This window comes from Ectopseudomonas khazarica (genome assembly GCF_004521985.1).
GTDB lineage: Bacteria > Pseudomonadota > Gammaproteobacteria > Pseudomonadales > Pseudomonadaceae > Aquipseudomonas > Aquipseudomonas khazarica.
The window spans coordinates 214,378-238,367 of sequence record NZ_SBHZ01000005.1; the positions used below are offsets into that span (position 1 = coordinate 214,378).

26 protein-coding genes are annotated in these 23,990 nt (G+C 65.6%); 9 read left to right on the plus strand and 17 right to left on the minus strand.

Going from position 1 to position 23,990, the window contains the following annotated elements:
* Positions 1–107 precede the first annotated feature (107 nt).
* From EPK82_RS08310 to EPK82_RS08325, 4 genes are read left to right on the plus strand one after another with little or no spacing between them, the layout of a single operon-like run.
* Complete coding sequence (locus tag EPK82_RS08310; protein WP_037048895.1) at positions 108–749, plus strand: TetR/AcrR family transcriptional regulator; 642 nt, start codon at positions 108–110, stop codon at positions 747–749.
* On the plus strand, positions 739–1,701 hold the full coding sequence (locus EPK82_RS08315; protein ID WP_134676299.1) for an HlyD family secretion protein: 963 nt from the start codon (positions 739–741) through the stop codon (positions 1,699–1,701). Before EPK82_RS08310 ends, EPK82_RS08315 begins: the two co-directional genes overlap by 11 nt.
* A complete protein-coding gene (locus EPK82_RS08320) occupies positions 1,694–2,632 on the plus strand; it encodes an ABC transporter ATP-binding protein (RefSeq protein WP_208651105.1) in 939 nt (312 codons plus the stop codon). Before EPK82_RS08315 ends, EPK82_RS08320 begins: the two co-directional genes overlap by 8 nt.
* Positions 2,629–3,714, plus strand: coding sequence for an ABC transporter permease (locus EPK82_RS08325; RefSeq protein WP_037048902.1), 1,086 nt, complete (start codon positions 2,629–2,631; stop codon positions 3,712–3,714). The genes EPK82_RS08320 and EPK82_RS08325 overlap by 4 nt, the downstream gene beginning before the upstream one ends.
* A gap of 13 nt (positions 3,715–3,727) precedes the next feature.
* On the opposite strand, the gene EPK82_RS24750 is transcribed toward EPK82_RS08325, so the two are convergent.
* The 3 genes from EPK82_RS24750 to EPK82_RS08335 are packed head-to-tail and all read right to left on the minus strand — an operon-like array spanning position 3,728 to position 4,813.
* Entirely contained in the window at positions 3,728–3,889 is a 162-nt protein-coding gene (locus EPK82_RS24750; protein WP_167494330.1) for a hypothetical protein, read from the minus strand.
* Complete coding sequence (locus tag EPK82_RS08330; RefSeq protein WP_037048905.1) at positions 3,886–4,485, minus strand: alpha-ketoglutarate-dependent dioxygenase AlkB family protein; 600 nt, start codon at positions 4,483–4,485, stop codon at positions 3,886–3,888. Before EPK82_RS08330 ends, EPK82_RS24750 begins: the two co-directional genes overlap by 4 nt.
* A 34-nt stretch (positions 4,486–4,519) precedes the next feature.
* The gene (locus EPK82_RS08335) at positions 4,520–4,813 is read right to left on the minus strand and encodes a hypothetical protein (RefSeq protein ID WP_037048908.1); all 294 of its coding nucleotides are present in this window, start codon (positions 4,811–4,813) and stop codon (positions 4,520–4,522) included.
* A 324-nt stretch (positions 4,814–5,137) separates the two neighbouring features.
* On the opposite strand from EPK82_RS08335, the gene rapA reads away from it, so the two are divergent.
* The gene (rapA, locus tag EPK82_RS08340; RefSeq protein ID WP_037048911.1) at positions 5,138–7,981 is read left to right on the plus strand and encodes an RNA polymerase-associated protein RapA; all 2,844 of its coding nucleotides are present in this window, start codon (positions 5,138–5,140) and stop codon (positions 7,979–7,981) included.
* 138 nt (positions 7,982–8,119) lie between these two features.
* On the opposite strand, the gene EPK82_RS08345 is transcribed toward rapA, so the two are convergent.
* The gene (locus tag EPK82_RS08345) at positions 8,120–9,355 is read right to left on the minus strand and encodes an RNA polymerase sigma factor (protein ID WP_134676300.1); all 1,236 of its coding nucleotides are present in this window, start codon (positions 9,353–9,355) and stop codon (positions 8,120–8,122) included.
* A 154-nt stretch (positions 9,356–9,509) separates the two neighbouring features.
* On the opposite strand from EPK82_RS08345, the gene EPK82_RS08350 reads away from it, so the two are divergent.
* The 3 genes from EPK82_RS08350 (at position 9,510) to cmoB (ending at position 11,948) form a co-directional block, all read left to right on the plus strand.
* A complete protein-coding gene (locus EPK82_RS08350; protein WP_037048916.1) occupies positions 9,510–10,148 on the plus strand; it encodes a lysoplasmalogenase in 639 nt (212 codons plus the stop codon).
* A 91-nt stretch (positions 10,149–10,239) separates the two neighbouring features.
* Positions 10,240–10,983, plus strand: coding sequence for a carboxy-S-adenosyl-L-methionine synthase CmoA (gene cmoA / locus EPK82_RS08355; protein ID WP_134676301.1), 744 nt, complete (start codon positions 10,240–10,242; stop codon positions 10,981–10,983).
* A complete protein-coding gene (gene cmoB / locus EPK82_RS08360; RefSeq protein WP_134676302.1) occupies positions 10,980–11,948 on the plus strand; it encodes a tRNA 5-methoxyuridine(34)/uridine 5-oxyacetic acid(34) synthase CmoB in 969 nt (322 codons plus the stop codon). The genes cmoA and cmoB overlap by 4 nt, the downstream gene beginning before the upstream one ends.
* 3 nt (positions 11,949–11,951) lie before the next feature.
* Here cmoB and EPK82_RS08365 read toward each other — a convergent pair whose 3' ends face one another.
* Positions 11,952–12,236: a hypothetical protein gene (locus EPK82_RS08365; RefSeq protein WP_134676303.1), complete on the minus strand. Its 285-nt coding sequence runs from the start codon at positions 12,234–12,236 to the stop codon at positions 11,952–11,954.
* Positions 12,237–12,353: 117 nt separating this feature from the next.
* On the opposite strand from EPK82_RS08365, the gene EPK82_RS08370 reads away from it, so the two are divergent.
* A complete protein-coding gene (locus tag EPK82_RS08370; RefSeq protein WP_134676304.1) occupies positions 12,354–13,238 on the plus strand; it encodes a LysR substrate-binding domain-containing protein in 885 nt (294 codons plus the stop codon).
* Between the two features lie 66 nt (positions 13,239–13,304).
* Here the strand turns inward: EPK82_RS08370 and pdxJ are convergent, their stop codons facing one another.
* The 12 genes from pdxJ to rpoE all read right to left on the minus strand — a co-directional run bounded on the left by pdxJ (position 13,305) and on the right by rpoE (position 23,712).
* Positions 13,305–14,051 carry a pyridoxine 5'-phosphate synthase gene (gene pdxJ, locus EPK82_RS08375; protein ID WP_037048930.1) on the minus strand — a complete coding sequence of 249 codons (747 nt, stop codon included), beginning with the start codon at positions 14,049–14,051 and terminating at the stop codon, positions 13,305–13,307.
* Positions 14,044–14,733 carry a DNA repair protein RecO gene (recO, locus tag EPK82_RS08380; RefSeq protein WP_134676305.1) on the minus strand — a complete coding sequence of 230 codons (690 nt, stop codon included), beginning with the start codon at positions 14,731–14,733 and terminating at the stop codon, positions 14,044–14,046. Before recO ends, pdxJ begins: the two co-directional genes overlap by 8 nt.
* Before the next feature lie 54 nt (positions 14,734–14,787).
* Positions 14,788–15,687, minus strand: coding sequence for a GTPase Era (gene era, locus EPK82_RS08385; protein ID WP_047592068.1), 900 nt, complete (start codon positions 15,685–15,687; stop codon positions 14,788–14,790).
* Entirely contained in the window at positions 15,680–16,369 is a 690-nt protein-coding gene (gene rnc, locus EPK82_RS08390) for a ribonuclease III (protein WP_037048940.1), read from the minus strand. Before rnc ends, era begins: the two co-directional genes overlap by 8 nt.
* Positions 16,366–16,743: a DUF4845 domain-containing protein gene (locus tag EPK82_RS08395; protein ID WP_037049139.1), complete on the minus strand. Its 378-nt coding sequence runs from the start codon at positions 16,741–16,743 to the stop codon at positions 16,366–16,368. Before EPK82_RS08395 ends, rnc begins: the two co-directional genes overlap by 4 nt.
* An 88-nt stretch (positions 16,744–16,831) precedes the next feature.
* A complete protein-coding gene (gene lepB, locus EPK82_RS08400) occupies positions 16,832–17,686 on the minus strand; it encodes a signal peptidase I (RefSeq protein WP_037048943.1) in 855 nt (284 codons plus the stop codon).
* 6 nt (positions 17,687–17,692) lie between these two features.
* Positions 17,693–19,492 (minus strand): translation elongation factor 4, encoded by a 1,800-nt coding sequence (gene lepA / locus EPK82_RS08405; RefSeq protein ID WP_134676306.1) that lies wholly within the window; start codon positions 19,490–19,492, stop codon positions 17,693–17,695.
* Positions 19,493–19,647: 155 nt separating this feature from the next.
* Entirely contained in the window at positions 19,648–21,072 is a 1,425-nt protein-coding gene (locus tag EPK82_RS08410) for a DegQ family serine endoprotease (protein ID WP_037048949.1), read from the minus strand.
* A gap of 41 nt (positions 21,073–21,113) precedes the next feature.
* A complete protein-coding gene (locus EPK82_RS08415) occupies positions 21,114–21,560 on the minus strand; it encodes a SoxR reducing system RseC family protein (RefSeq protein ID WP_037048951.1) in 447 nt (148 codons plus the stop codon).
* The gene (locus EPK82_RS08420; protein WP_037048954.1) at positions 21,557–22,519 is read right to left on the minus strand and encodes a MucB/RseB C-terminal domain-containing protein; all 963 of its coding nucleotides are present in this window, start codon (positions 22,517–22,519) and stop codon (positions 21,557–21,559) included. The genes EPK82_RS08415 and EPK82_RS08420 overlap by 4 nt, the downstream gene beginning before the upstream one ends.
* Positions 22,520–22,527: 8 nt before the next feature.
* Positions 22,528–23,100 (minus strand): sigma-E factor negative regulatory protein, encoded by a 573-nt coding sequence (locus EPK82_RS08425; RefSeq protein ID WP_134676307.1) that lies wholly within the window; start codon positions 23,098–23,100, stop codon positions 22,528–22,530.
* Between the two features lie 30 nt (positions 23,101–23,130).
* Complete coding sequence (gene rpoE, locus EPK82_RS08430; protein ID WP_037048967.1) at positions 23,131–23,712, minus strand: RNA polymerase sigma factor RpoE; 582 nt, start codon at positions 23,710–23,712, stop codon at positions 23,131–23,133.
* Positions 23,713–23,990: the final 278 nt, after the last annotated feature.

Sequence of the window (23,990 nt, forward strand, 5' to 3'; positions counted from 1 at the left end):
CAGTGCCCCTTGCAGAGGGCCGGCGCCCCGCTCGTCGACATCGCTGCTTGCGCTTGCACAAAAATTAATTGAATGTTTAATTAATAATTTTCCAGGACCTTCCAGCCATGCCCCGCCCACGCACTCCAGGTCGTCCCAGCGGTGAAGCGCAGCAGCGTGAACGCCTGCTCGACGCCGCCTGCCAACGCTTCGCCCAGCAGGGCATCCAGGCCAGCAGCCTGCGCGGCATCGCCGAGGCCGCGCAGGTGACACCGGCACTCATCCACTACTACTTCGGCAACAAGCCCAAGCTGACCCAAGCAGTGATCGACGAGCGCCTGATGCCCGAGTTCGAGCGCCTCGCCGGATGCCTGGAGCAAGCCGGCGATACCCCGCTGGAACAGGTCCGCACGCTGGTCACCGAACTGGCGGCCATCGTGGCGAAACATCCCTGGCTCCCGCAGCTGTGGGCGCGGGAAGTGCTCACCGAAGGGGGCGCCCTGCGCAGCCTGCTGACCCAGCGCATCGCTCCCTTGCTGCCGCTGCGCCTGGCCCAGCGCTTCGCTGCGGCGCAGCAACGCGGCGAGCTGCACGACGCCATCGACCCTCGCCTGCTTGTGGTCTCGCTGATCGGCGCCACCATGCTGCCCTACGCCGCCGCTCCGCTCTGGCGCGGCATCTTCGCCAGCGCCGAGATCGCCGACCAGAGGATGGTCGAGCACACCCTGGCGCTGTTCGCCCATGGACTGGAGGTGCCCGATGGCCATTGATCGACGACTGCTCTGCCTGCTGCTCGTGCTGCCACTGGCCGCCTGCAACGAACCGGCGCAGCAACCGCTGCTGGGCACCCTGGAGTGGGACCGCATCGGCCTGCCTGCCGAGGTCTCGGAGCGCGTGCTGGAGTGGAAGGTCAGCGAAGGCGAACAGGTCGTGTCCGGCCAGTTACTGCTGGAGCTCGACCCTCGCCGGCTGGACGCCCGCGTCCGTCAGGCCGAGGCCGAGCTGAACCAGGCCAACGCCCGTCTGGAAGAGCTGAGCAACGGCGCACGTATCGAACAGATCCAGGCCGCCAGCGCCAGCCTCCAGCAGGCCAGGGCCGAACGTGACGAAGCCGTGCGCGACGAACGCCGCATCAGCGCCCTGTATGCCCGTGGCCAGGTCGCCGTGGCCGAGCGTGACCGCGCCCGCGCCACCCGCGACCGCCTGGTGGCCGCCAGTGAGGCCAGCGCCGCCCGCCTGCGCGAACTGACCAACGGCACCCGCCCGGAGCAGGTCGAACAGGCCAGCGCCGCCGTCGAAGCCGCCACCGCGCAGCTGGAGCGACTGCGCCTGGACCGCGAACACCTGAGCCTGCACGCGCCGCGCGCCGGCCGCGTCGACGCCCTGCCGTTCCACCCCGGCGATCAGCCACCGATGAACGCGGAACTGGTCAGCCTGCTGGTCGGCGAGGCGCCCTATGCGCGCCTGTTCGTACCCGCCTCGGTACGCCCGACGCTGGACGTCGGCGCTACCCTGCGGGTCCGGGTCGAAGGTCATGAACGCCCCCTGCAGGCACGCATCCGCAGCATCGCCAGCGAAGCCAGCTTCACCCCCTACTACGCCCTCAACGGTGATGACGCCAGCCGCCTGACCTACCGCGCCGAAGCCGTGCTGCTGGGTGACGAGGCCCGCGATCTGCCAGCCGGCCTGCCGCTGCAGGCGGAGCGTAGCGACGATGAGTGAGACGGTGATCCGCGCCAGCGGCCTGAGCAAGCGCTTCGGCGATCTGACTGCCGTCGACGGCCTCGACCTGCGCGTCGAACGCGCCGAGGTATTCGGCTTCCTCGGTCCCAACGGCTGCGGCAAGTCGACCACCATCCGCATGCTCTGCGGCCTGCTGCTGCCCAGCGCGGGAGAGATCGAGGTGCTGGGCTACCGGATTCCGCAGGATGCCGAAGCGCTCAAGCGACGCATCGGCTACATGACGCAGAAATTCTCGCTGTACGAGGACCTGACGGTGGCCGAGAACCTCGATTTTCTCGCCAGCATCCAGGGCCTGGGGCGGGCGCAGGCACGCAGGCGGGTCGCGGAGCTGCTCGAGCGCTACTGGCTGGGCGACCTGCGTGACCGCCTGTCCGGCACCCTCAGCGGCGGCCAGAAACAGCGCCTGGCCCTGGCCGGCGCCGTGCTGCACGAGCCCGACCTGCTGCTGCTCGACGAACCGACCAGCGCCGTCGACCCGCAGTCACGCCGGGAATTCTGGGACTCGCTGTTCGAGCTGGCCGAAGCCGGTACGGCCCTGCTGGTCTCGACCCATTACATGGACGAGGCCGAACGCTGCACGCGCCTGGGCATACTCGACAGCGGGCGACTGGTCGCCGACGGCAGCCCCGCCGAGCTGATGGCGCGCCTGCCCGGACAACCGCTGCTGGTGGAATGCGTCCAGCCGCGCCAGGCGCAACGGGCGCTGCAAGGCCTGCCGGCGATCTACGCCAGCGCGCAGATCGGCGCCTCGCTGCGCCTGCTCAGCGCCACCGACGATGCCCGCGAGCAGGTCGAACGGCGTCTGGCCGAGGCTGGCGTGCAGGCAGGGGTCCGCGCGACCGAAGCGAATCTGGAGGATGTCTTCGTCGCCGTGACGCGCCGCCCCGACATCCAGGGAGCGCAGCCATGAACCTGCGTCGACTGGCCGCCATCGTGCTCAAGGAACTGCGCCAACTGCGCCGCGACCGCCTGACCTTCGCCATGATCGTCGGCATCCCCGTCATGCAGTTGGTGCTGTTCGGCTATGCCATCAATCTCGACGTGCGCGGCCTGCCCAGCGCCGTGCTCGATCAGGCCAATACGGCCCATTCGCGCGAAGTGGTGGCCGAGATCGGCGCCAGCCAGGTGCTCGACCTGCGCTACCGGCTGTCGAGCGAGCAGCAACTGCAGACGCTGCTGCGGCGGGGCGAGATCAGCGCCGCGCTGGTTATCCCCGCCGATTTCGAGACACGCCTGGCCCGCCCCAACCCCGAGCGCACACCCCTGCAACTGGTGGTCGACGGCTCCGACCAGGTGGTCCAGGCCTCGGCGCGGCAACTGGCGAGCTACCCGCTTCCCGGCTGGCACGCCACGCCGTCGATGACGGTGGTGAACTTCTACAACCCCGAACGCCTGGCGCCCCTGAACACCGTGCCCGGCCTGATCGGCGTGATCCTGACCATGACCATGGTGCTGTTCACCGCCATCGCCCTGGTGCGCGAGCGCGAACGCGGCAACATGGAGATGCTCATCACCACGCCGGTCTCGCCCTGGGAGCTGACGCTGGGCAAGGTGCTGCCGTTCGTCGGCATCGGCCTGGTGCAGGTGACGGTCGTCCTGCTGGTCGGCTGGCAGCTCTTCGCCGTGCCGGTGCGCGGCTCGCTGCTGGCGCTGTACGCGGCGTCACTGCTGTTCATCTTCGCCAGCCTGACCCTTGGCGTCTTCATCTCGACGCTGGCGCGCAGTCAGTTCCAGGCGATGCAGATGGCCTTCTTCACCTTCCTGCCGCAGATATTGCTGTCCGGCTTCATGTTTCCCTTCGCCGGGATGCCCAAGGCCGCGCAGTGGCTGGCCGAGGTGCTGCCGCTGACGCATTTCCTGCGCCTGGCGCGCGGCATCATGCTGCGCAACGCGACCCTGGCCGAACTCTGGGTGGAGGTGCTGGCACTGAGCGTCTTCACCCTGGCGATGCTGGTGATCGCGGTATCCCGCGTGCGCAAGCGCCTGGACTGAGCAGGCTGGTGGCTCAGCGTTTCTTCGGCTTGCTCTTCGACTTCTTCTTGCCCTTGCCCAGTGGCAGGACCTGCTCGAAGACCTGACGCATGTCGTTGAGGCGCTTGTCATTGAGGTCGTGGATACGCTTGTCGCGCTCGGCGGCGAAGTCGATCAGTTTTTCGTCATTGCTCATAGCGGAAACCGGATCAGGCGAAAGGTCAGATTCAGGCGCGGCGCGCAGGCTTGGCGCGTCTTCGCCACTTGATGTTGCCAATGATGCTGGGTCGGCCCGCGCATGACCAGTAGCGAGCCATGCTCCAGGGTCAGCGAATGCTCGATGCGCGTGGCGCCCACGCGGCGCAGGTCGAAACGCCGGCTGCCGCCCAGGTTGAGCGAGGCGATCAGCGGCTCGCGCCCCAGTTCGGGCTCGGCGTCGCTGTGCCAGCCCATGGAGTCCTGGCCGTCGCGGTAGTAGTTGAGCAGCACGGCGTTGAGCGCCTGCCCCACCTCGGCCATGAGCCGCTGGCGGATGTCGTCGAGCAGCGCCGTCCACGGCAGCGGCTCGTGCACCTTCCCGGAATAGCGATAACGCGCCTCGGGCTCGCCATACCAGGCGGTCAGGCGCGGCGTGCGGTGGTAACGCCCATGGATGAACAGCTCCGGCTGCTGCCAGGGCGTCTGCTCGACCAGCGCCTGCAGCCAGCGCTCGGCCAGCGCCGCGTCCACCCAGCCAGGCAGGTAGTCCAGCTCGGCATCGGCGATGGCGGGTAACGGGTCGGCGAACAGCATGAAGATCTACACGGCAAGAATTGAAAGGAGTGTCTCAGACTTCCACATCCACCCACAGCCCCTGCCGTGGCAGATCACCCAGCGCCTCCTGCATCTCCTCCGGCTCGGCCTCGGCCAGTTGCTCCGGGGTGTAGCCTCGCCGCTGGCGGCGGCGCTGCTCTTCGCGCAGCAGTTCCTCGGCTTCCTGCGGGTGCCGCTTGTCCAGGCTCAGCGCACTCTCCTTGGCGCTCTCCTCGGCCGGGGTCACCGGTGGAATCTCGGGCTTGGGCTTGATCACGTCCTGCGAGGCAGTGACCGGCACCAGGCTGTGGGGGATCGGTGGCAGCATGCAACAGCACCTCCTTTGTAAGGCTGTCGGCCCCGTCATCCGCGACTTTAGCAGGCCGTTGAAAAGCTACCAACGCTGCCATTGCTGCGTTAAAAACAGGCTCGTGCGCGAGTCCGATCAAAGTGCTCATTTACAGCGGGCAAACTCCGCTTCTCGCCTGTTCTTGCCTTACGCTGGCTGCCTCGCCTGCGTTTTTCGACGGCCTGTTAGCCGGTGCTCACTACACTTTCGACTGACGGGCACCGCGATAGTGCCACGAGCGCTTTGGCCGTGGCGCGGCATCCGTTACCATAGCCGGCTTTTTCACGCGGGAGACAGACAGGCATGGCGCAATATCAACCGGGGCAACGCTGGATCAGTGACAGCGAAGCGGAACTGGGTCTGGGAACCATCCTTACCGAGGAAGGCCGCCTGCTCACCGTGCTCTACCCGGCCACCGGCGAAACCCGCCAGTACGCCACGCGCAATGCCCCGCTGACCCGCGTGCGCTTCGCACCGGGTGACGAGATCACCCATTTCGAGGGCTGGAAGCTGACCGTGCAGGAGGTCGAGGACATCGACGGCCTGCTGGTCTATCACGGCCTCAACGCCCAGCATCAGCCGGTCACCATGCCGGAAACCCAGCTGTCGAACTTCATCCAGTTCCGCCTGGCCAGCGACCGCCTGTTCGCCGGCCAGATCGATCCGCTGTCCTGGTTCGCCCTGCGCTACCACAGCCTGGAACACAACAGCCGCCTGCTGCAGTCGTCCCTCTGGGGGCTCGGTGGCGCCCGCGCCCAGCCGATCGCGCACCAGCTGCACATCGCCCGCGAAGTGGCCGACCGTATCGCCCCGCGCGTGCTGCTGGCCGACGAAGTGGGCCTGGGGAAGACCATCGAGGCCGGCCTGGTGATTCATCGCCAGCTGCTCTCCGGGCGTGCAGGGCGCGTGCTGATCCTGGTGCCGGAAAACCTGCAGCACCAGTGGCTGGTGGAGATGCGCCGCCGTTTCAACCTCGACGTGGCCCTGTTCGACGCCGAGCGCTTCATGGAAAGCGATGCCAGCAACCCCTTCGAGGATTGCCAGCTGGCGCTGGTCGCCCTGGAGTGGCTGAAGGACGACGAGAAGGCCCAGGACGCGCTGTTCGCCGCCGGCTGGGACCTGCTGGTGGTCGACGAGGCGCATCACCTGGTCTGGCACCCGGAGCGCGTCAGCCCCGAATACGCCCTGGTCGAGCAGCTGGCCGAGGTCATTCCCGGCGTGCTGCTGCTCACCGCCACCCCGGAACAGCTCGGCCAGGACAGTCACTTCGCCCGCCTGCGCCTGCTCGATCCCAACCGCTTCCATGACCTGGAGGCCTTCCGCGCCGAAAGCAGCCAGTACCGCCCGGTTGCCGAAGCGGTGCAGGAGCTGCTCGATCAGGACAGCCTCAGCGCCCAGGCACGCGATGCCATCGGCGGCTTCCTCGGCGACGAAGGCCGTGAGCTGCTCGATGCCATCGACGGCGGCGACGACGAAGCCCGTGCGCGCCTGGTGCGCGAGCTGCTCGACCGCCACGGCACCGGCCGCCTGCTGTTCCGCAACACCCGCGCCGCGGTACAGGGGTTCCCCGAGCGCGAGCTGCACGCCTACCCGCTGCCGAGCCCGGACGAGTACCTCGAGCTGCCGCTGGGCGAGCATGCCGAGCTGTACCCCGAAGTCAGCTACCAGGCCCAGGACGAGATCGACGACGAGCAGCGCTGGTGGCGCATCGACCCGCGCGTCGAGTGGCTGATCGACAACCTGAAGATGCTCAAGAAATTCAAGGTGCTGGTGATCTGCGCCCACGCCGAGACCGCGCTGGACCTGGAAGACGCCCTGCGCGTGCGCTCCGGCATCCCGGCCACGGTGTTCCACGAGGGCATGAGCATCCTCGAGCGTGACCGCGCCGCCGCCTACTTCGCTGATGAGGAGTTCGGCGCGCAGGTGCTGATCTGTTCCGAGATCGGCTCCGAAGGCCGCAACTTCCAGTTCGCCCATCACCTGGTGCTGTTCGACCTGCCGGCCCACCCGGACCTGCTCGAGCAACGCATCGGCCGTCTCGACCGTATCGGCCAGAAGCACCGCATCCAGGTGCACGTGCCGTACCTGGAGAACAGCCCGCAGGAGCGCCTGTTCCAGTGGTATCACCAGGCGCTCAACGCCTTCCTCGCCACCTGCCCGACCGGCAACGCCCTGCAGCATCAGTTCGGCCCGCGCCTGCTGCCGATGCTGGAGAACGCCGACGACGGCGAGTGGCAGCAACTGGTCGACGAGGCCACCGCAGAGCGCATCCGCCTCGAAGGTGAGCTGCACAGCGGCCGTGACCGCCTGCTGGAACTGAACTCCGGCGGCGCCGGCGAAGGCGAGGCGCTGGTAGAGGCGATCCTCGAACAGGACGACCAGTTCACCCTGCCGATCTACATGGAAGAGCTGTTCAACGCCTTCGGCATCGACAGCGAAGACCACTCCGACAACGCCCTGATCCTGCGCCCCAGCGAAAAGATGCTGGACGCCAGCTTCCCCCTCGGCGACGACGAGGCGGTCACCGTCACTTACGACCGCGACCAGGCGCTGGCCCGCGAGGACATGCAGTTCCTCACCTGGGAGCATCCCATGGTGCAGGGCGGCATGGACCTGGTGCTGTCCGGCTCGATGGGCAACACCGCCGTCGCGCTGATCAAGAACAAGGCGCTGAAGCCCGGCACCGTGCTGCTCGAACTGCTCTACGTCAGTGAAGTGGTCGGCCCGCGCAAGCTGCAGCTCGGACGCTTCCTGCCACCGGCGGCACTGCGCTGCCTGCTCGATGCCAACGGCAACGACCTGGCGCCGAAGGTCGGCTTCGAGACCCTCAACGACCAGCTGGAAAGCGTGCCACGGGCCAGCTCCAACAAGTTCGTCCAGGCTCAGCGCGACGTGCTGGCCAAGCAGATCAACGATGCCGAGGCCAAGATCATGCCGCGCCATGTCGAGCGCGTGGCCGAAGCCAAGCGGCGCCTGGTCGCCGAGCTGGACGAGGAACTGGCGCGCCTGGTCGCGCTCAGCGCGGTCAACCCCAACGTGCGCGACAGCGAAGTCACCGCCCTGCGCGAACAGCGCGAACAGAGCCTGGCGATGTTCGACAAGGCTGCCCTGCGCCTGGAAGCGATCCGCGTGCTGGTAGCGGGCTGACACGGCCTCGTCCCGGCGCAGGGTGCGCAATGCGCCCCCTGCGCCAGCGCACTGGCCCGGACGCAATCCGGGAACGCTCGCCCAAGTGAGTCCCCGGATTGCATCCGGGCTACGGACTGACTGGCTCTCGGGCGCACCCTAGGGACTGCCCAACGCCTCCAGCCGCTTCTGCAGAAACTGCCGGTCCGCCCCCTGCTGCGCCAACGCCAGGGCCTGGCGATAGGCCGCAATGGCCTGATCAGTGCGCCCCAGCCGCCGCAGCAAGTCGGCCCGTGCGGCATGCAGCAGGTGGTACCCATCCAGCTCGCCGCTGGCCAGCAGGCGCTCGACCTCCATCAAGCCGACTTCCTCGCCCTCGTGCATGGCCAGGGCCACGGCGCGGTTGAGGGCGACCACCGGCGACGGATTCAGCCGCAGCAGCTCGTCATACAGGCCAACGATCTGCGCCCAGTCGGTCTCCTCCAGGCTGGCCGCCTCGGCATGTACCGCAGCGATCGCCGCCTGCAGGCTGTAGGGCCCGAAGCGACGGGAATGCAGGGCCTGCAACACCAGCGCCTCGCCTTCGGCGATCAGCTCGCGGTCCCACAGGCTGCGGTCCTGCGCCTCCAGCAGGATCACCTCGCCATCGGCAGCACTGCGCGCCTGGCGTCGAGACTCGTGCAGCACCATCAGCGCCAGCAGCCCCTGCACTTCCGGCTCGGGCAACAGCTCCAGCAACAGCCGGCCCAGGCGGATGGCTTCATCGGACAGCTGGCTGCGGGTCAGCGAATCGCCGGAACTGGCGAAGTAACCTTCGTTGAAGACCAGGTAGACCACCCGCAGCACCGCCTCCAGGCGCTCGGGCAGCTCGTTGCGCCCCGGCACTTCGTAAGGAATGCGCGCGTCGCGGATCTTCGCCTTGGCCCGCACGATGCGCTGGGCCAGGGTCGAGGGACTGGAGAGGAATGCGCGGGCGATCTCCTCGGTACTCAGGTCGCAGACCTCACGCAGGGTCAGCGCCACCTGCGCGTCGCTGGCCAGCGCCGGGTGGCAGCAGGTGAAGATCAGCCGCAGGCGATCGTCTTCCAGCAGCTCGACCTCCTGCGCATCGTCCTCGCCCGGCACGTCGACCCACTCGTCCAGGGGCTGGAAGCGGCGTTGCCGCCGCAGGCTGTCGATGGCGCGAAAGCGTCCGGCAGACACCAGCCAGGCCCGCGGATTGTCGGGCACACCCTCGCGCGGCCATTGCTCCACCGCACTGCGGAACGCCTCGTGCAGGGCCTCTTCGGCCAGGTCGAAGTCGCCCAGCAGACGGATCAGCGTCGCCAGCACACGGCGCGACTCGTCGCGGTACAGGCGTTCGATCAGCTCGGTGATGGGGGGCGATATCGACATGCGCGTCTCCAGGGCAGGTGCATACGTTGCCCAATCCTGCCGGCGGCGTCGAGCCTCGGCACGATCCGCCCCTCCATTTGGCACCCGCTGCATTGGCAGCCAGGGTCGCGCTGGGCATAGTCGCGCCATCGAAGATCACCAAGGGAGTCCTGTTATGCGTTGGTTGCTGCTCGGTCTGGCGGGTGCTGCGGTATTTCTCTATGGCCGTGTCAGCGGCGACGCGCAGCTCAGCCTGCTGAGCAAGGGCATCCCGGTCATCGCCCTGCTGTTCTGGCTGCGCCAGGCGCCTCCTGGCACCTACCGCCGCTGGATCGGCATCGGCCTGGTGTTCTCCCTGGCCGGCGACATCCTCCTCGACTGGCCCGGCGACCTGTTCGTGTTCGGCCTCGGCGCCTTCCTGCTGGGCCATCTCGCCTACGTGCGCGCCTACTGCTCCGACAGCCGCCAACCAGCCCTGGCCGCACTGCTGCTGGCGCTGATTGCCGGCGGGGCGATGTTCGCCGTGCTGGCCAGCAGCGGCCTCGGCGAGCTGCTGATCCCGGTTGCCTGCTATGCCACGGTGATTTCCCTGATGCTCTGGCGCGCCCTGGCGCGGATCGGCCACCGCGCCATTGCCGCGCGCTCCGCCGGCCTGGCCGCCGCCGGCGCCGCGCTGTTCGTGATTTCCGACAGCCTGATCGGCATCGACCGCTTCGTCATGAGCTTCGACGCCGCGCCCTACGCCATCATCCTCACCTACTGGCTGGGCCAGTGGGGCATCACCGCCTCGGCGTTCGCCCGCAGCAAGGCCTGACAGCAAGCCCGACGCGCCGTCAGGAAAGCCCTGACGGCTGGGCCGCACTTGGCTAAAATGCCGGCCTTTTCCGCTACCCGTCGCAATCGCCGTGAGCCAAGAATCCGACCGCCTGTTCGCCCAGCCCCTGGCCGATGTGCCCGACTTCGTCTTCAACGAGGACGTCGTGCGGGTCTTTCCCGACATGATCAAGCGCTCGGTGCCGGGCTACCCGACCATCGTCGAGAACATCGGCGTGCTCGCCGGCCAGTTCGCCCAGGCACATACCACGCTGTACGATCTCGGCGCATCGCTCGGCGCGGTGACCCAGGCGCTGCGCCGGCACGTGCGCAGCGACGGTTGCCGGGTGATCGCCGTGGACAACTCGCCGGCCATGGTTTCGCGTTGCAGCGAATACCTGCACGCCCAGGACGCCATGTTCCAGGAGCTGCTGCCGGTTGCAGTGATCGAGGCCGATATCCTTGCCCTCCCCCTGCAACCGACTTCGCTGGTCACGCTCAACTTCACCCTGCAGTTCATCCCGCCGGAGCGCCGCCTGGAGCTGCTCACGCGCATCCGCCAGGCGCTGCTGCCGGGCGGCGCGCTGATTCTCTCGGAGAAGCTGCGCTTCGAGGACGATGCCCAGCACGAACTGCTCACCGAACTGCACGTTGCCTTCAAGCGCGCCAACGGCTACAGCGAGCTGGAGATCGCGCAGAAGCGCAGCGCCATCGAGAACGTGATGAAACCCGACAGCCTCGAGCAGCATCGCGAACGCCTGCTGGCGGCAGGATTCAGCAAGGTGGTGCCCTGGTTCCAGTGCCTGAACTTCGCCTCCCTGGTGGCCCTGCCATGATGCGCAATCTGGATCTCGACGCACTGCAGGCACAACTGGCCGGCACCCCGCTGCAGGACTGGGCCTGTTCACTGCCCGGCCAGCTCGATGCCAAGCTGGCCATCGGTCATGGCGACCTGGCGCGCTGGTACGGCGCGGTGCAGGCGCTGCCCGCGCTGACGGCGAGCGACATCGAACTCGACCAGCGCTTCGCGTTCGACGGCCCTTGCGACGAGGCGAACCGCGCCCAGTTGCAGGGCGCCCTGCAAGGCCTGATTCCCTGGCGCAAGGGGCCTTTCGAACTGTTCGGCGTGCACGTCGACACCGAATGGCGCTCGGACTGGAAATGGCAGCGCGTCGCGCCGCATCTGGACCTCGCCGGCAAGCGCATCCTCGACGTGGGTTGCGGCAACGGCTACTACATGTGGCGCATGCTCGGCGCCGGCGCGGACAGCGTGGTGGGCATCGACCCCAACTGGCTGTTCCTCTGCCAGTTCCTGGCGATGAAGCGCTACCTGCCGGACCAGCCGGTGTGGCACCTGCCGCTGGCCTTCGAGGAGCTGCCAGCCAGGCTGCAGGGCTTCGATACGGTGTTCTCCATGGGCGTGCTCTACCACCGCCGCTCGCCCATCGATCACCTGCTCGACCTCAAGGATGCATTGCTCAAGGGCGGCGAACTGGTGCTGGAAACCCTGGTGGTGGAAGGCGACGTCGAGCAGGTGCTGGTGCCCGAGGACCGCTACGCGCAGATGCGCAATGTGTGGTTCCTGCCGTCGGTACCGGCGCTGGAGCGCTGGCTGCGCCGCGCCGGCTTCGAGGACGTGCGCTGCGTCGATGTCAGCACCACTTCGGTGGAGGAGCAACGCGCCACCGAGTGGATGCGCTTCCAGTCGCTGCCGGAGTTTCTCGATCCGGCTGACCACAGCCGTACCGTCGAAGGCCTGCCGGCACCGACCCGCGCCGTGCTGATCGCGCGCAAGCCCTAACCCTCAGCGTGGCCGGTTGCACCCGCCCTGCGGGCGCAGCCAACGTGCCCGCCGCTGTGCGATCGAGCGCAGCGGTTCAGCCGCCCCCTGCTCGACCACGCCACGGGCGCCGCCCAGACGGATGCGCCCCTCGATGTCCTGGGCCAGCAGGCGGCGCATGCGGCGGCGCCAGAACCAGGCGCCGATCCAGTCGACGATGGCATTCTGCAGGTCCAGTGGCCACATGGCCGGCATGTAGAACTCGGGCATGGCTGGGCGCGGCTTGTCGTGATGGTTCGAACTTTTCATGGCGTTTCCTCCTTCTGCGCTGCCGGGTCGTACCGGGCTTGCGATCAGAATGAAACGCGCCTATCGTTCAAACAAACGACAAATTTCAAATCATCGATTAAGTAATATTTAACGATCATGAACGCGACCGCTCCCCTGTCATTGCCATTGCTGGAAAGCGATGTGCTGCGTACCTTCGTCGCCATCGCCGACAGCGGCAGCTTCACCCGCACCGCCACCCAGGTGTTTCGCAGCACCGCGGCGGTCAGCCTGCAGATCAAGCGCCTGGAGGAAACCCTCGGCCAGCGCCTGTTCACACGCGAAGCCAGGCGCGTGCACCTGACGGCCGAGGGCGAGCTGCTGCTGGGTTATGCCAGGCGCCTGCTCAAGCTCAACGAGGAAGCGGTAGCGCGCTTCCTGACGCCGACCCTGACCGGCCGCGTGCGCTTCGGCACGCCGAACGACATCGGCGACCGCGTACTCCCCGGCGTCCTGACCCTGTTCGCACGCAGCCATCCGGCCGTGGAGGTCGAGGTCAATGTCGGGCGCAGCGTCGATCTGGTGGCGAAACTGGATGCCGGCGAGCTGGACCTGACCCTGATCAACGCGGGCAACGATGGTCTGGACGACTCACGCGGTGATGTCATCTATTCCGAGGAACTGGTCTGGGCCGGCCGCGATGGCGGCCTGGCGGTGCAGCGCTCGCCACTACCGCTGGCACTGGCCAACCCGGGTTGTGCCTGGCGCCGGACCGCGCTCGACGCGCTGGACCGCCAGGGCCTGAGCTACCGCGTCGCCTATTCCTGCGAGCAGTGTGCCGGCCAGGAGGCGGCGATGACTGCCGACCTGGCCATCGCCCCCTTCCCCCGCAGCCTGGTCAAGCCTCCTCTGCGCCGCCTGGGCGCGGAACAGGGCCTGCCGGCGCTGGGCGAGTACCACATCAAGCTGATTCGCGGCCATCAGCACAACGATGCCATCGAGGCACTGGCCATGCAGATGACTCAGGCGTTCAGCCAGGGCTGAATCGAAAGCACTTCAGCGGCGACAGGCCATGGAAAGTCGCGGCTGAAGCCCCTCCCACAACGTCCGCTAGCCGCGCTCGGCCGCCGCGACGATCAGCGCCTTCATCTCCGCGACCGCCTGCTTGAAGCCGACGAACAGCGCATGGGCGACGATGGCGTGGCCGATGTTCAGCTCGTTGACCCCGGGAATCGCGGCCACGGCTTCGGCGTTGTGGTAGTGCAGGCCATGGCCGGCATTGACGATCAAGCCGTGGTTCAAACCGCAGATCACCCCGTCGCGGATGCGTGACAGCTCCTGGGCCGCCTCCTCCGCCGTATGGGCATCGGCGTAGCGGCCGGTGTGCAGTTCGATGACCGGAGCGCCGACGCGCATGGCCGCCTCGATCTGCCGCTCCTCGGCGTCGATGAACAGCGACACCTCGCAACCGGCCAGGGACAGACGCTCGACCGCCGCGGCAATGCGCGCCTCCTGCCCGGCCACGTCCAGGCCGCCTTCGGTGGTCAGCTCCTGGCGGGTTTCCGGCACCAGGCAGACATGCGCCGGGCGGATCTGCTCGGCGAAACCGAGCATGAAGTCGGTGACGCCCATCTCGAAGTTCATCCGTGTCTGCAGCACATCGGCCAGCACCCGCACGTCACGGTCCTGGATGTGCCGGCGATCTTCGCGCAGGTGCACGGTGATACCGTCGGCACCGGCCTCCTCGGCATCCAGGGCGGCCTTGACCGGGTCCGGGTAGCGCGTACCGCGAGCCTGGCGCAGGGTGGCGACGTGGTCGATGTTCACGCCGAGCAGAATACGATTGGCCTCAGTCACGCTTGGACTCCTTGAGCGTCATGAAAAGTTCGCGGCTGACCAGTGGTCTGCCGCCAAGATGGGGTGCCAGTGCCTGGCGCATCAGGCGCTTGGCGGCAGCCAGCGCACCCGGCGTCTGCCAGTCCGCTTCGGCCATGGCCAGCAACTCGCGGCCCTGGAATACCCCAGGCTGCAGTTGTATCACCTGCACCAGGCCGACGTCCTGCTGCCAGCGGTACAGCGCAGCGGGGTCGATGGGCTGGTCATGCTGATCGCGATCGAGGGCGAAACCATAGCCCAGCTCGTCCAGCAGGCGCCATTCGAATGCGCGCAGCAGCGGCTCCAGGGGCCGGCCGGCAGCCAGCGCCTGCAGGGTCAGGCCATAGTGGTCGAGCATCGCGGGGTGCGGATCCTCGGCGGGCAGCAGGCGGATCAGCAGTTCGTTGAGATAGAGCCCGGAGAACAGCGCCTCGCCCGTCAGCAGCAACGGGATGCCGGCGCTTTCCAGACGGCCGACGGTCTTCAGCTCGCCACGGCCACGCAGTTCGAGATCGAGCGGCGCGAACGGACGGGCGATGCTGCCGACCTTGCCGCGCGCGGCTCTCAGTACCGCACGGATGCGCCCCTGAGCGGTGAAGAAATCCACCAGGGCGCTGCTTTCCTTGTAGGGACGGCTATGCAGGACATAAGCGGCAAGGTCCAAGCTGCAAGCCTCAAGCGCGAGCTATGGCGCAGCGCATGGCGTGCAGCCCGCGGCTCAATCCAGGTAGCCCAGCGAACGCAGCGCGCGTTCGTCGTCGGACCAGCCGCCTTTGACCTTGACCCAGAGATTGAGCATCACCTTGGAATCGAACATGGTTTCCATGTCCTTGCGCGCGTCCTGGCCGATGCGCTTGATGCGCTCGCCCTTGTCGCCAATGATGATCTTCTTCTGCCCGTCGCGTTCCACCAGGATCAGGCCGTGGATGTGCAGCACGCGGCCTTCCTGCTTGAACTCCTCGATCTCCACGGTGATCTGGTACGGCAACTCGGCACCGAGCTGACGCATGATCTTCTCGCGGATCAGCTCGGCCGCCAGGAAACGGCTGGAGCGGTCGGTGATCTGGTCTTCCGGGTAGAAGTGTTCGGACTCCGGCAGGCGCTCGCCTACCAGCGCTTCCAGGGTGTCGAGGTTCTGCCCCTGCAACGCGGAGATCGGCACGATCTCCGCCTGCGGCAGTTGCTCGGCCAGCCAGTTCAGGTGCGGCAGCAGCTCGCTCTTGTCTTCCAGACGGTCAGCCTTGTTCACCGCGAGCAGGATCGGGCACTTGACGTGCTGGACCTTCTCCAGCACCAGCTGGTCCTCGTCGGTCCAGCGCATGCGGTCGACCACGAACACCACGACATCGACATCCTTCAACGCCGTGGAGGCGCTGCGGTTCATGTAGCGGTTGAGCGCCTTGTCGTTGTGCTTGTGCAAGCCGGGCGTATCGACGTAGACGGCCTGCACATCACCCTCGGTCTTGATGCCGAGCATGTTGTGACGGGTGGTCTGCGGCTTGCGCGAGGTGATCGCCAGCTTCTGTCCGAGGATGTGGTTGAGCAGCGTCGACTTGCCCACATTGGGCCGGCCGACTATGGCGACGTAACCACAGCGGGTCACGGGTGCATCAGTCATTGCCATTCTCCACCCCGAGGGCGATCAGCGCCGCAGCCGCAGCGACCTGCTCGGCGATACGCCGGCTGCCGCCCTGGCCCAGGGTCTTTTCATTGAGCAGGGCCACCTGGCACTCGACCATGAAGGTACGGCAGTGCGGCTCGCCCTGAATGTCCACCACCTCGTAACGAGGCAGCTCGCAGGCGCGCGACTGCAGGAACTCCTGCAAGCGCGTCTTCGGGTCCTTGTTGGTATCGACCAGGGTCAGGCCATCCAGCTCGCCGGTCAGCCAATCCAGCACGCGCTCGCGGGCCGCATCCATGCCGGCATCCAGATAGATCGCGCCGATCAGGGCTTCCAGCGCATCGGCGAGGATTGACTCGCGGCGAAAACCACCGCTCTTGAGCTCACCCGAGCCCAGGCGCAGGTATTCGCCCAGCTCGAAACCGCGCGCCAGCACGGCCAGGGTCTCGCCCTTGACCAGACGGGCGCGCAAACGCGACAACTGACCTTCGCGCGCCTGCGGGAAGCGCTCGAACAGCGCCTCGCCGGCGACGAAGTTGAGAATGGCATCACCGAGAAATTCCAGCCGCTCATTGTTGCGGCCGGCGAAACTGCGATGGGTGAGGGCCAGGATCATCAGATCCTGGTCCTTGAAGCTATAGCCGAGCTTGCGCTCGAGGCGGGACAGATTGGGACTCACGGCATCCGTACACGAAATTCTTTGTCGAAATTCACCACCAGGTCGAGGTTCTCGATCAGCGGCTCACGTTTTTCATACTTCAGGTGGACCCGGAACTCGTTGTTCTCCACCTTCACTTGCATCACGTCACGCAGGTTCAGATCGCGAATGCTGTTGACCTGCATGCCACGGTCGACGTGGCTGTAGAACTCGCCAACGGTGCGCACTTGCGCAGCCTGGTCGGTCTCCACCGAGGTAATGATCTTTTCCATCGACATGTAGTCGAGATAATGCGGCAGGATCTTGAAACCGGTACTGGCGAAGAACGCCACCACGGCCAGAGCCACCAGCCAGCCCAGAATGGAAAGCCCCTGCTGCGAACGCGCGAAAGTCATGTTCATCCCCCAATAAACGGTCTTGTTGTAGCCTCGTGGCTAGAACTATTTATAGCCTGCGGCGCTGCCTTGAACAGCGCGCCAGTGCTCAATGAATCAGGCCGACCCGCGAGAAGTTGGGCAGATTGCCGGTTTTCGGCTCCGGCCAGCTCATCCAGATGGCGAAGGCCTTGCCGACGATGTGGTCGTCCGGAACCATGCCCCACAGCTCCTGAGGGATGTTGCGATCACGCCAGAAGCGACTGTCGTTGGAGTTGTCGCGGTTGTCGCCCATCATGAAGTAGTGCCCTTGCGGCACGACCCACTCACCGCCCGGATCACGCCGCATGCGGGTCATTTCCTTGCGGATGGTGTGCTCGACCTGTCCCAGGCGCTCCTGATAGAGAACCGCGCTGCCCAGGCTGCCCGGCTCCTCGCCCAGCAGCTTCTCGGCCACCGGCTCACCGTTGATGAGCAGACGCTTGCCCTGGGTGTACTGGATGCGATCACCCGGCAGCCCCACGACACGCTTGATGTAGTTGATGCTCGGGTCGCTGGGGTAACGGAACACCATCACGTCGCCACGCTGCGGGTCATCCACCTCGATGACCTTGGTGTCGATGACCGGCAGACGAATGCCGTAGGCGAACTTGTTGACCAGGATGAAATCGCCCACTTCCAGGGTCGGCTTCATCGACCCCGAGGGAATCTGGAAGGGTTCCACCAGAAACGAGCGCAGCACCAGCACGATGGCCAGCACCGGGAAGAACGACTTGCCGTACTCGACCAGCAAGGGTTCCTTGCTCAGGCGCTCCAGCACCCTGTCGTCAGGATCGTCGACCCGCCCCTGGTACGCCGCAATCGCCGCACGGCGGCGCGGAGCCAGCAGGATCAGATCGATCAGGGCCAGGAAGCCGCAAACGGCAACCGCGATAACCAACAGGAGCGGGAAATTGATCGACATAGAGCCTTAGCTATCCAACCTGAGCACCGCAAGGAAGGCTTCCTGTGGGATTTCCACGTTGCCGACCTGCTTCATGCGTTTCTTACCGGCCTTCTGCTTCTCGAGCAGCTTCTTCTTACGGCTCACGTCGCCGCCGTAACACTTGGCCAGTACGTTCTTTCTGAGTGCCTTGACAGTGGTTCGCGCGATGATCTGGCCGCCAATGGCTGCCTGGATCGCCACATCGAACATCTGCCGAGGAATCAGTTCCTTCATCTTCTCGGTCAACGCACGTCCCTTGTACGCCGCATTGTCACGGTGCACGATCAATGCCAGGGCATCGACCTTGTCGCCATTGATCAGCACATCCAGCCTGACCAGGTTGGCCGACTGATAGCGATCGAAATGATAGTCCAGCGAGGCGTAGCCACGGCTGGTCGATTTCAGACGATCGAAGAAGTCCAGCACCACCTCGTTCATCGGCAGGTCGTAACGAACCTGAACCTGAGAACCGAGGAACTGCATGTCACGCTGCACGCCACGCTTCTCGACGCACAGGGTAATGACGTTACCCAGGTGCTCCTGCGGCACCAGGATGGTCGCCGTCACGATCGGCTCGCGGAAATCGGCGATGGACGAGACATCCGGCAGCTTGGACGGGTTGTCGACGGTGATGGTCTCACCGGTCTTGAGCTCGAGTTCGTAGATAACGCTCGGCGCGGTGGTGATCAGGTCCAGGTCGTACTCGCGCTCCAGGCGCTCCTGGATGATCTCCATGTGCAGCATGCCGAGGAAGCCGCAGCGGAAACCGAAGCCCAGCGCATCGGAGCTTTCCGGTGCGTACTGCAGCGACGAGTCATTGAGGGTCAGCTTCTGCAGCGCCTCACGGAAGTCCTCGAAATCGTCCGAGCTGACCGGGAACAGGCCCGCGTAGACTTGCGGCTGGATCTTCTTGAAACCCGACAGCATCTCGACCTCAGGGGTCGTGGACAGGGTCAGGGTATCGCCGACCGGCGCACCATGAATGTCCTTGATGCTGGCGATGATGAAGCCCACTTCACCGGCCTTGAGGTCGGCGGTGGCGGTGTGTTTCGGGGTGAATACACCGACGCTGTCGACCAGGTGCACCTTGCCGGTGGACTTGACCAGGATCTTGTCACCCTTCTTCACCCGACCGTGACGCACGCGCACCAGCGACACGACGCCCAGGTAGTTGTCGAACCAGGAGTCGATGATCAGCGCCTGCAGCGGCGCCTCGATCTCGCCCTCGGGCGCGGGAATGGTGTGCACCAGGCGCTCGAGCACCTCGTCCACGCCCATACCGCTCTTGGCGCTGCAGGCCACGGCATCGGTGGCGTCGATACCGATGATCTTCTCGATCTCGTCCTTGACGCGCTCCGGATCGGCCTGCGGCAGGTCCATCTTGTTCAGCACCGGCATGACCTCGAGGCCCTGCTCGATGGCGGTGTAGCAGTTGGCAACCGACTGCGCTTCCACGCCCTGGCCGGCATCGACCACCAGCAGCGCACCTTCGCAGGCCGCCAGCGAGCGACTGACTTCATAGGTGAAGTCGACGTGGCCGGGGGTGTCGATGAAGTTCAGCTGATAGACCTTGCCGTCCTGCGCCTTGTAGTGAAGCGTGACGCTGTGGGCCTTGATGGTGATGCCGCGCTCACGCTCCAGATCCATGGAGTCCAGGACCTGAGCCTCCATTTCACGCGCGGTGAGACCGCCGCAGAGCTGGATGAAACGGTCAGCCAGGGTGGACTTGCCGTGGTCAATGTGGGCAATGATGGAAAAATTGCGGATATGACTCAGGTCACTCACAGATCAACACTCGAAGAGGGCACGGGCAAGACGCTTGCCGAAAATAGCCGCGGATTGTACCCGATCCCTCGCAACCACGTCACGTCTGCTGCAGCGCCTGGCGTGCACGCAAAAAGGGCGCCCGAAAGCGCCCCTGTTCAGCCTTGCCGGAAGAATTACTCCGCCAGCTTGAAGGTGATGAAGCTGGCGCGCCCCTGACGCAGCACGCGCATGGAGACCGACCGGTTCTTCGGCAACTCCTGCGCCACCTGGGTAAAGGTGCTGGTGGAGTCGATGGCCTGGTTGTTCAGGTGCGTGATCACGTCACCCGGACGCAGGCCGATCATCGCGGCCGGACCATTGAGCACTTCCTTGACCACCACACCGCCTTTCAGGTCGAGGCCTTTCTTCTGCTCGGCAGTCAGCTCGACCACCGTGACACCCAGGCGGTTGTTGCTGCGCTCGCCACCCTGAGCCGGGTCGCCAGCGGCCAGCTCCTGCCCTTCTTCCGGCAGCGTGCCGATGGTCACGTTGAGCTTCTTGCGCGAACCGTCGCGCACCACGTCCAGTTGCGCCTTCTCACCCGGCTTCAGGCCACCGACCAGATGCGGCAGGTCCGCGGACATGATGATCGGCTTGTCATTGAGATTGAGGATGACATCGCCAACCTGCAGCCCGCCCTTGTCGGCCGGGCCGTCTTCCAGCACCTGCGCAACCAGCGCACCGGCAGGCTTGTCCAGGCCGAAGGATTCGGCCAGGTCCTTGTTTACTTCCTGGATGACCACACCCAGCCAGCCGCGCGTGACCTTGCCATCCGCCTTGAGCTGGTCGGCGACCTGCATGGCAACTTCCATGGGAATGGCGAACGACAGGCCCATGAAACCGCCGGAGCGAGTGAAGATCTGCGAGTTGATGCCGACGACCTCACCCTTGAGATTGAACAGCGGGCCGCCGGAGTTGCCCGGGTTGATCGCCACGTCGGTCTGGATGAAGGGCACGTAGCTGTCGCTGGGCAGGCTGCGGCCCTTGGCGCTGACGATACCGGCCGTCACCGAGTGATCGAAACCGAACGGCGAACCGATGGCCAGCACCCACTCGCCGACCTTGAGCTCCTCGGACTTGCCCAGGCGCACGGTTGGCAGGTTCTTGCCTTCGACCTTGAGCAGCGCCACGTCACTGCGCGGGTCGGCGCCGATCAGCTTGGCCTCCAGCTCGCTGCGATCGGACAGGCGCACGATGATCTCATCGGCGTCGGCGACCACATGGTTGTTGGTCATGATGTAGCCGTCCGGCGAGATGATGAAGCCGGAACCCAGCGATTGCGCCTCGCGCTGACGCCCGCCCGGATTGCGCGGCACCTGCGGAATGCTGCGCTCGAAGAACTCGCGGAACATCGGTGGCAGGCCTTCCAGATCGGGCAGCCCGGACTGCCCGGCAACGGCGCGCTCAGGCACCTTCTGCCGCGTACTGATATTGACCACCGCAGGCGAGGCTTCCTCGACCAACGGCGTGAAATCAGGCAGATCGGCCTGCGCCACCAGACTTTGCCCCCACAACAGGGCGGCCATCAACACCGGCACAACGGACTTGATATTTCTCATCGGCTACAACTCCAGATGCAGAATGAAATACACGCAGGAAATCACGGGCTGGCAGCCAGCAATGCGCGCAGGACAACAGGTTGCAATTGGGGATCATCGGCGACCCTGGACGCTCGCCAGCGTACCAGCAGCCAGGAAACGCACAGACCGGCAAGGCCGGAGAGGATGCACAGAGGTTCGGAGAGCCCTGCTGCGTCGGCTGCCAGGGCGGCAGCCATGAGGCCCAGCAAGGGAAGCAGGTAGACAAGCAGAGAGCTGCGTACCAGCAGCTCTTCACGGACGCCGATCACCACGGCGTCACCAACGTTCAGATGCAGCGTGGACAGCGCGCGCACATGACCACGCTCACGGCCCACGCCCAGGCGTTCCATCACGCCCTGCCCGCAGGCAGCATTGGCCGAGCAACTGGAGCAGGTACTCCGGCGTAGCGTCTCGACCCAGACGGCGCCGGGCTCGAGCGCCACTACACGCCCCTGTTCCTCGATCATTGGCTGGCCTGTTCAGGCGCTCCTGTTTCAGACGCGCCCGCGCGCATGGACAGCGCGATGCGCTCGGCAGTCCCCAGGGGAATCTCGCCAACCACCGTGACCATCACGTCACCCGCCTCGGTGCTCATGCGCCGCGACACGGCGACGGTCGGGCCCAGCTGGCTACGTGCGTCTTCGACGACACGGCCGTTCAGCGGCTCGAGAAAGACCGAGAAGCGGGCCAGGCCATCGCCGTACATGAGGTAGGCAACGCTGGCATCGGAAGAGGGTTCGTGGCGCAGCTGTGCCATGTTGAGGGTGAAGCCTGGCGGCAGCCAGTCGGAACGCCAGCTGCCTTCGGCCAGATTGTCGACGGGGCGAATGCGCACCGGACGACAGCGCGAGCTGGGCTGCAGGGCCTCGGCTTCCGGCGTCATGACATCGAGCTGGGTGAACTGGAAACGCTCAAGCAGCTGGCCGCGCTCGTTGAGCAGCAAGGACTTCAGCGGCAGACCGGTCTCCCGATCCAGGTGCAGTTCGAAGCCATAGCGGTGCTGATCCTTGGGCGCCAGCACCAGGACCACGGCGCTGCGATCAGCGATGCGTGACTGACCCACGACACGAATGTCGTACCAGTTGCTCAACTGATCGGCATCCAGGTGGCGAGCGGGCCAGGTCTGGCCTTCGCTGACCTGATCGACCAGCGCACCACTGACGCATTGCGTCTGTCCATCGACCTTCAGCACCTCCTGCGCCGGACCATCCAGCTGCAGAAGGCGCTCACGCACTTGTCCCCCATCCTCCACTTTGTGCCAGACGGCATGACTGGAGAAACTACCGTTACGTTCATAGATAAACGTACCCTGAAAACTTTGCTGACGCTCCGCCTCGGCTAGGCGTCCAAGCAAGTCCTGAACCTCAGAGGCGTGCACCGGCAACGCCAGCAGACCACTGAGCAGACAGAGGGGAATCGCGCGCATGTGACTCCTTAGCGGTTTTCCAGACTGGCGGCCCGGGCGTAAGGCAGAGCGGTTTCACCACCCCCCATCACGGCCTGCTGCGCATGTTGACGCAGGTAGTCGGGCAGACGCTGATCATGCCAGCTTACGGTGCCAACCTTGGCAGGCTCACCGGCTTCCTCGCTGCTGTTGTAGCCGGCGAGCAGTGCAGGCCCCTGGACCTGCGGCGCAGAGAGCACCGGAGAGGCGTCTTGCTGGGCCAGCTGATTACCCGTCAGCTCGTCCTGATTGTAGAAGCGCACACCAGCCAGCACGGCGACCGTCACGGACGCTGCCACGGCGACACGACCAACGCTGCGCCACATGGGGGTCTTGCGCGCCGGAGCCGCTTCGTCGGCCAGCGCTGCGGATACCGCAGCAGCGATGTCCAGCTTCGGCACCAGCACCTCGCGATGCATGGCCGCCCTGGCCAGCTGATAGCGCGACCAGGTGTCACGCAGCTCGCCGCCTTCGCTGGCTGCGAGCACACGCCGCAATTCCAGTTCGTCCGCTTCGTTATCCATCACCGCGGACAGCGATTCCTGCAGGGTTTCACGACTCATGGCGTACCTCTCTTGGCTATCGCCGCTGCCTTAGGCTTCCTGCAACAGCGGTTGCAGGGACTTATCAATTGCCTCACGTGCACGGAAGATCCGTGAACGCACCGTACCCACCGGACATTGCATGACGCTGGCAATGTCTTCGTAACTCAAGCCTTCGAACTCGCGCAGGGTCAGTGCCGTACGCAGGTCGTCCGGCAGCTGGGCGATGGTTCGATGCACGGTGGCTTCGATCTCGTCGCGCAGCAATGCCCGCTCCGGTGACTCGATGTCCTTGAGGCCGTGATCACCATCATAGAACTCCGCGTCATCGCTACTGACATCACTATCTGGCGGCCGGCGACCGCGCGACACCAGATAATTCTTCGCCGTGTTGATGGCGATGCGGTACAGCCAGGTATAGAACGCGCTGTCACCGCGAAAGTTTCCAAGCGCTCTGTAGGCCTTGACGAAGGCCTCCTGAGCGACATCCTGAGCCTCGTGGGTGTCGTGCACGAATCGCACGATCAAACCGAGGATCTTGTGCTGATACTTCAGCACCAACAGATCGAAGGCGCGCTTGTCACCGCGCTGCACTCGCTCGACCAGCTGCTGATCGTCTTCCTGGGTTAGCATGCACTCTCCTCATGACGCTTGGAGGAGGCTTGCGCCCGTAAGCGAATCAGCTTGCCAAGATAGACTCGGGCCTTACGCAAAAGTTCTCCCCTCCAAGCAAGCTTTCCCGCAGAGTTATCTTCTCTCTGCCAGAAATGGCGCCAGCGGAACCTTTCCGCCAGCGCGAATAATCTTATCGCCGCCCATCCGACCTCCTCGACAATGCTCGGAGGCAGGCACGCGCACGCGTCCTCCCTTACATGGACGACCCTCTATGGAACCTTAACGACTAAGAAAGT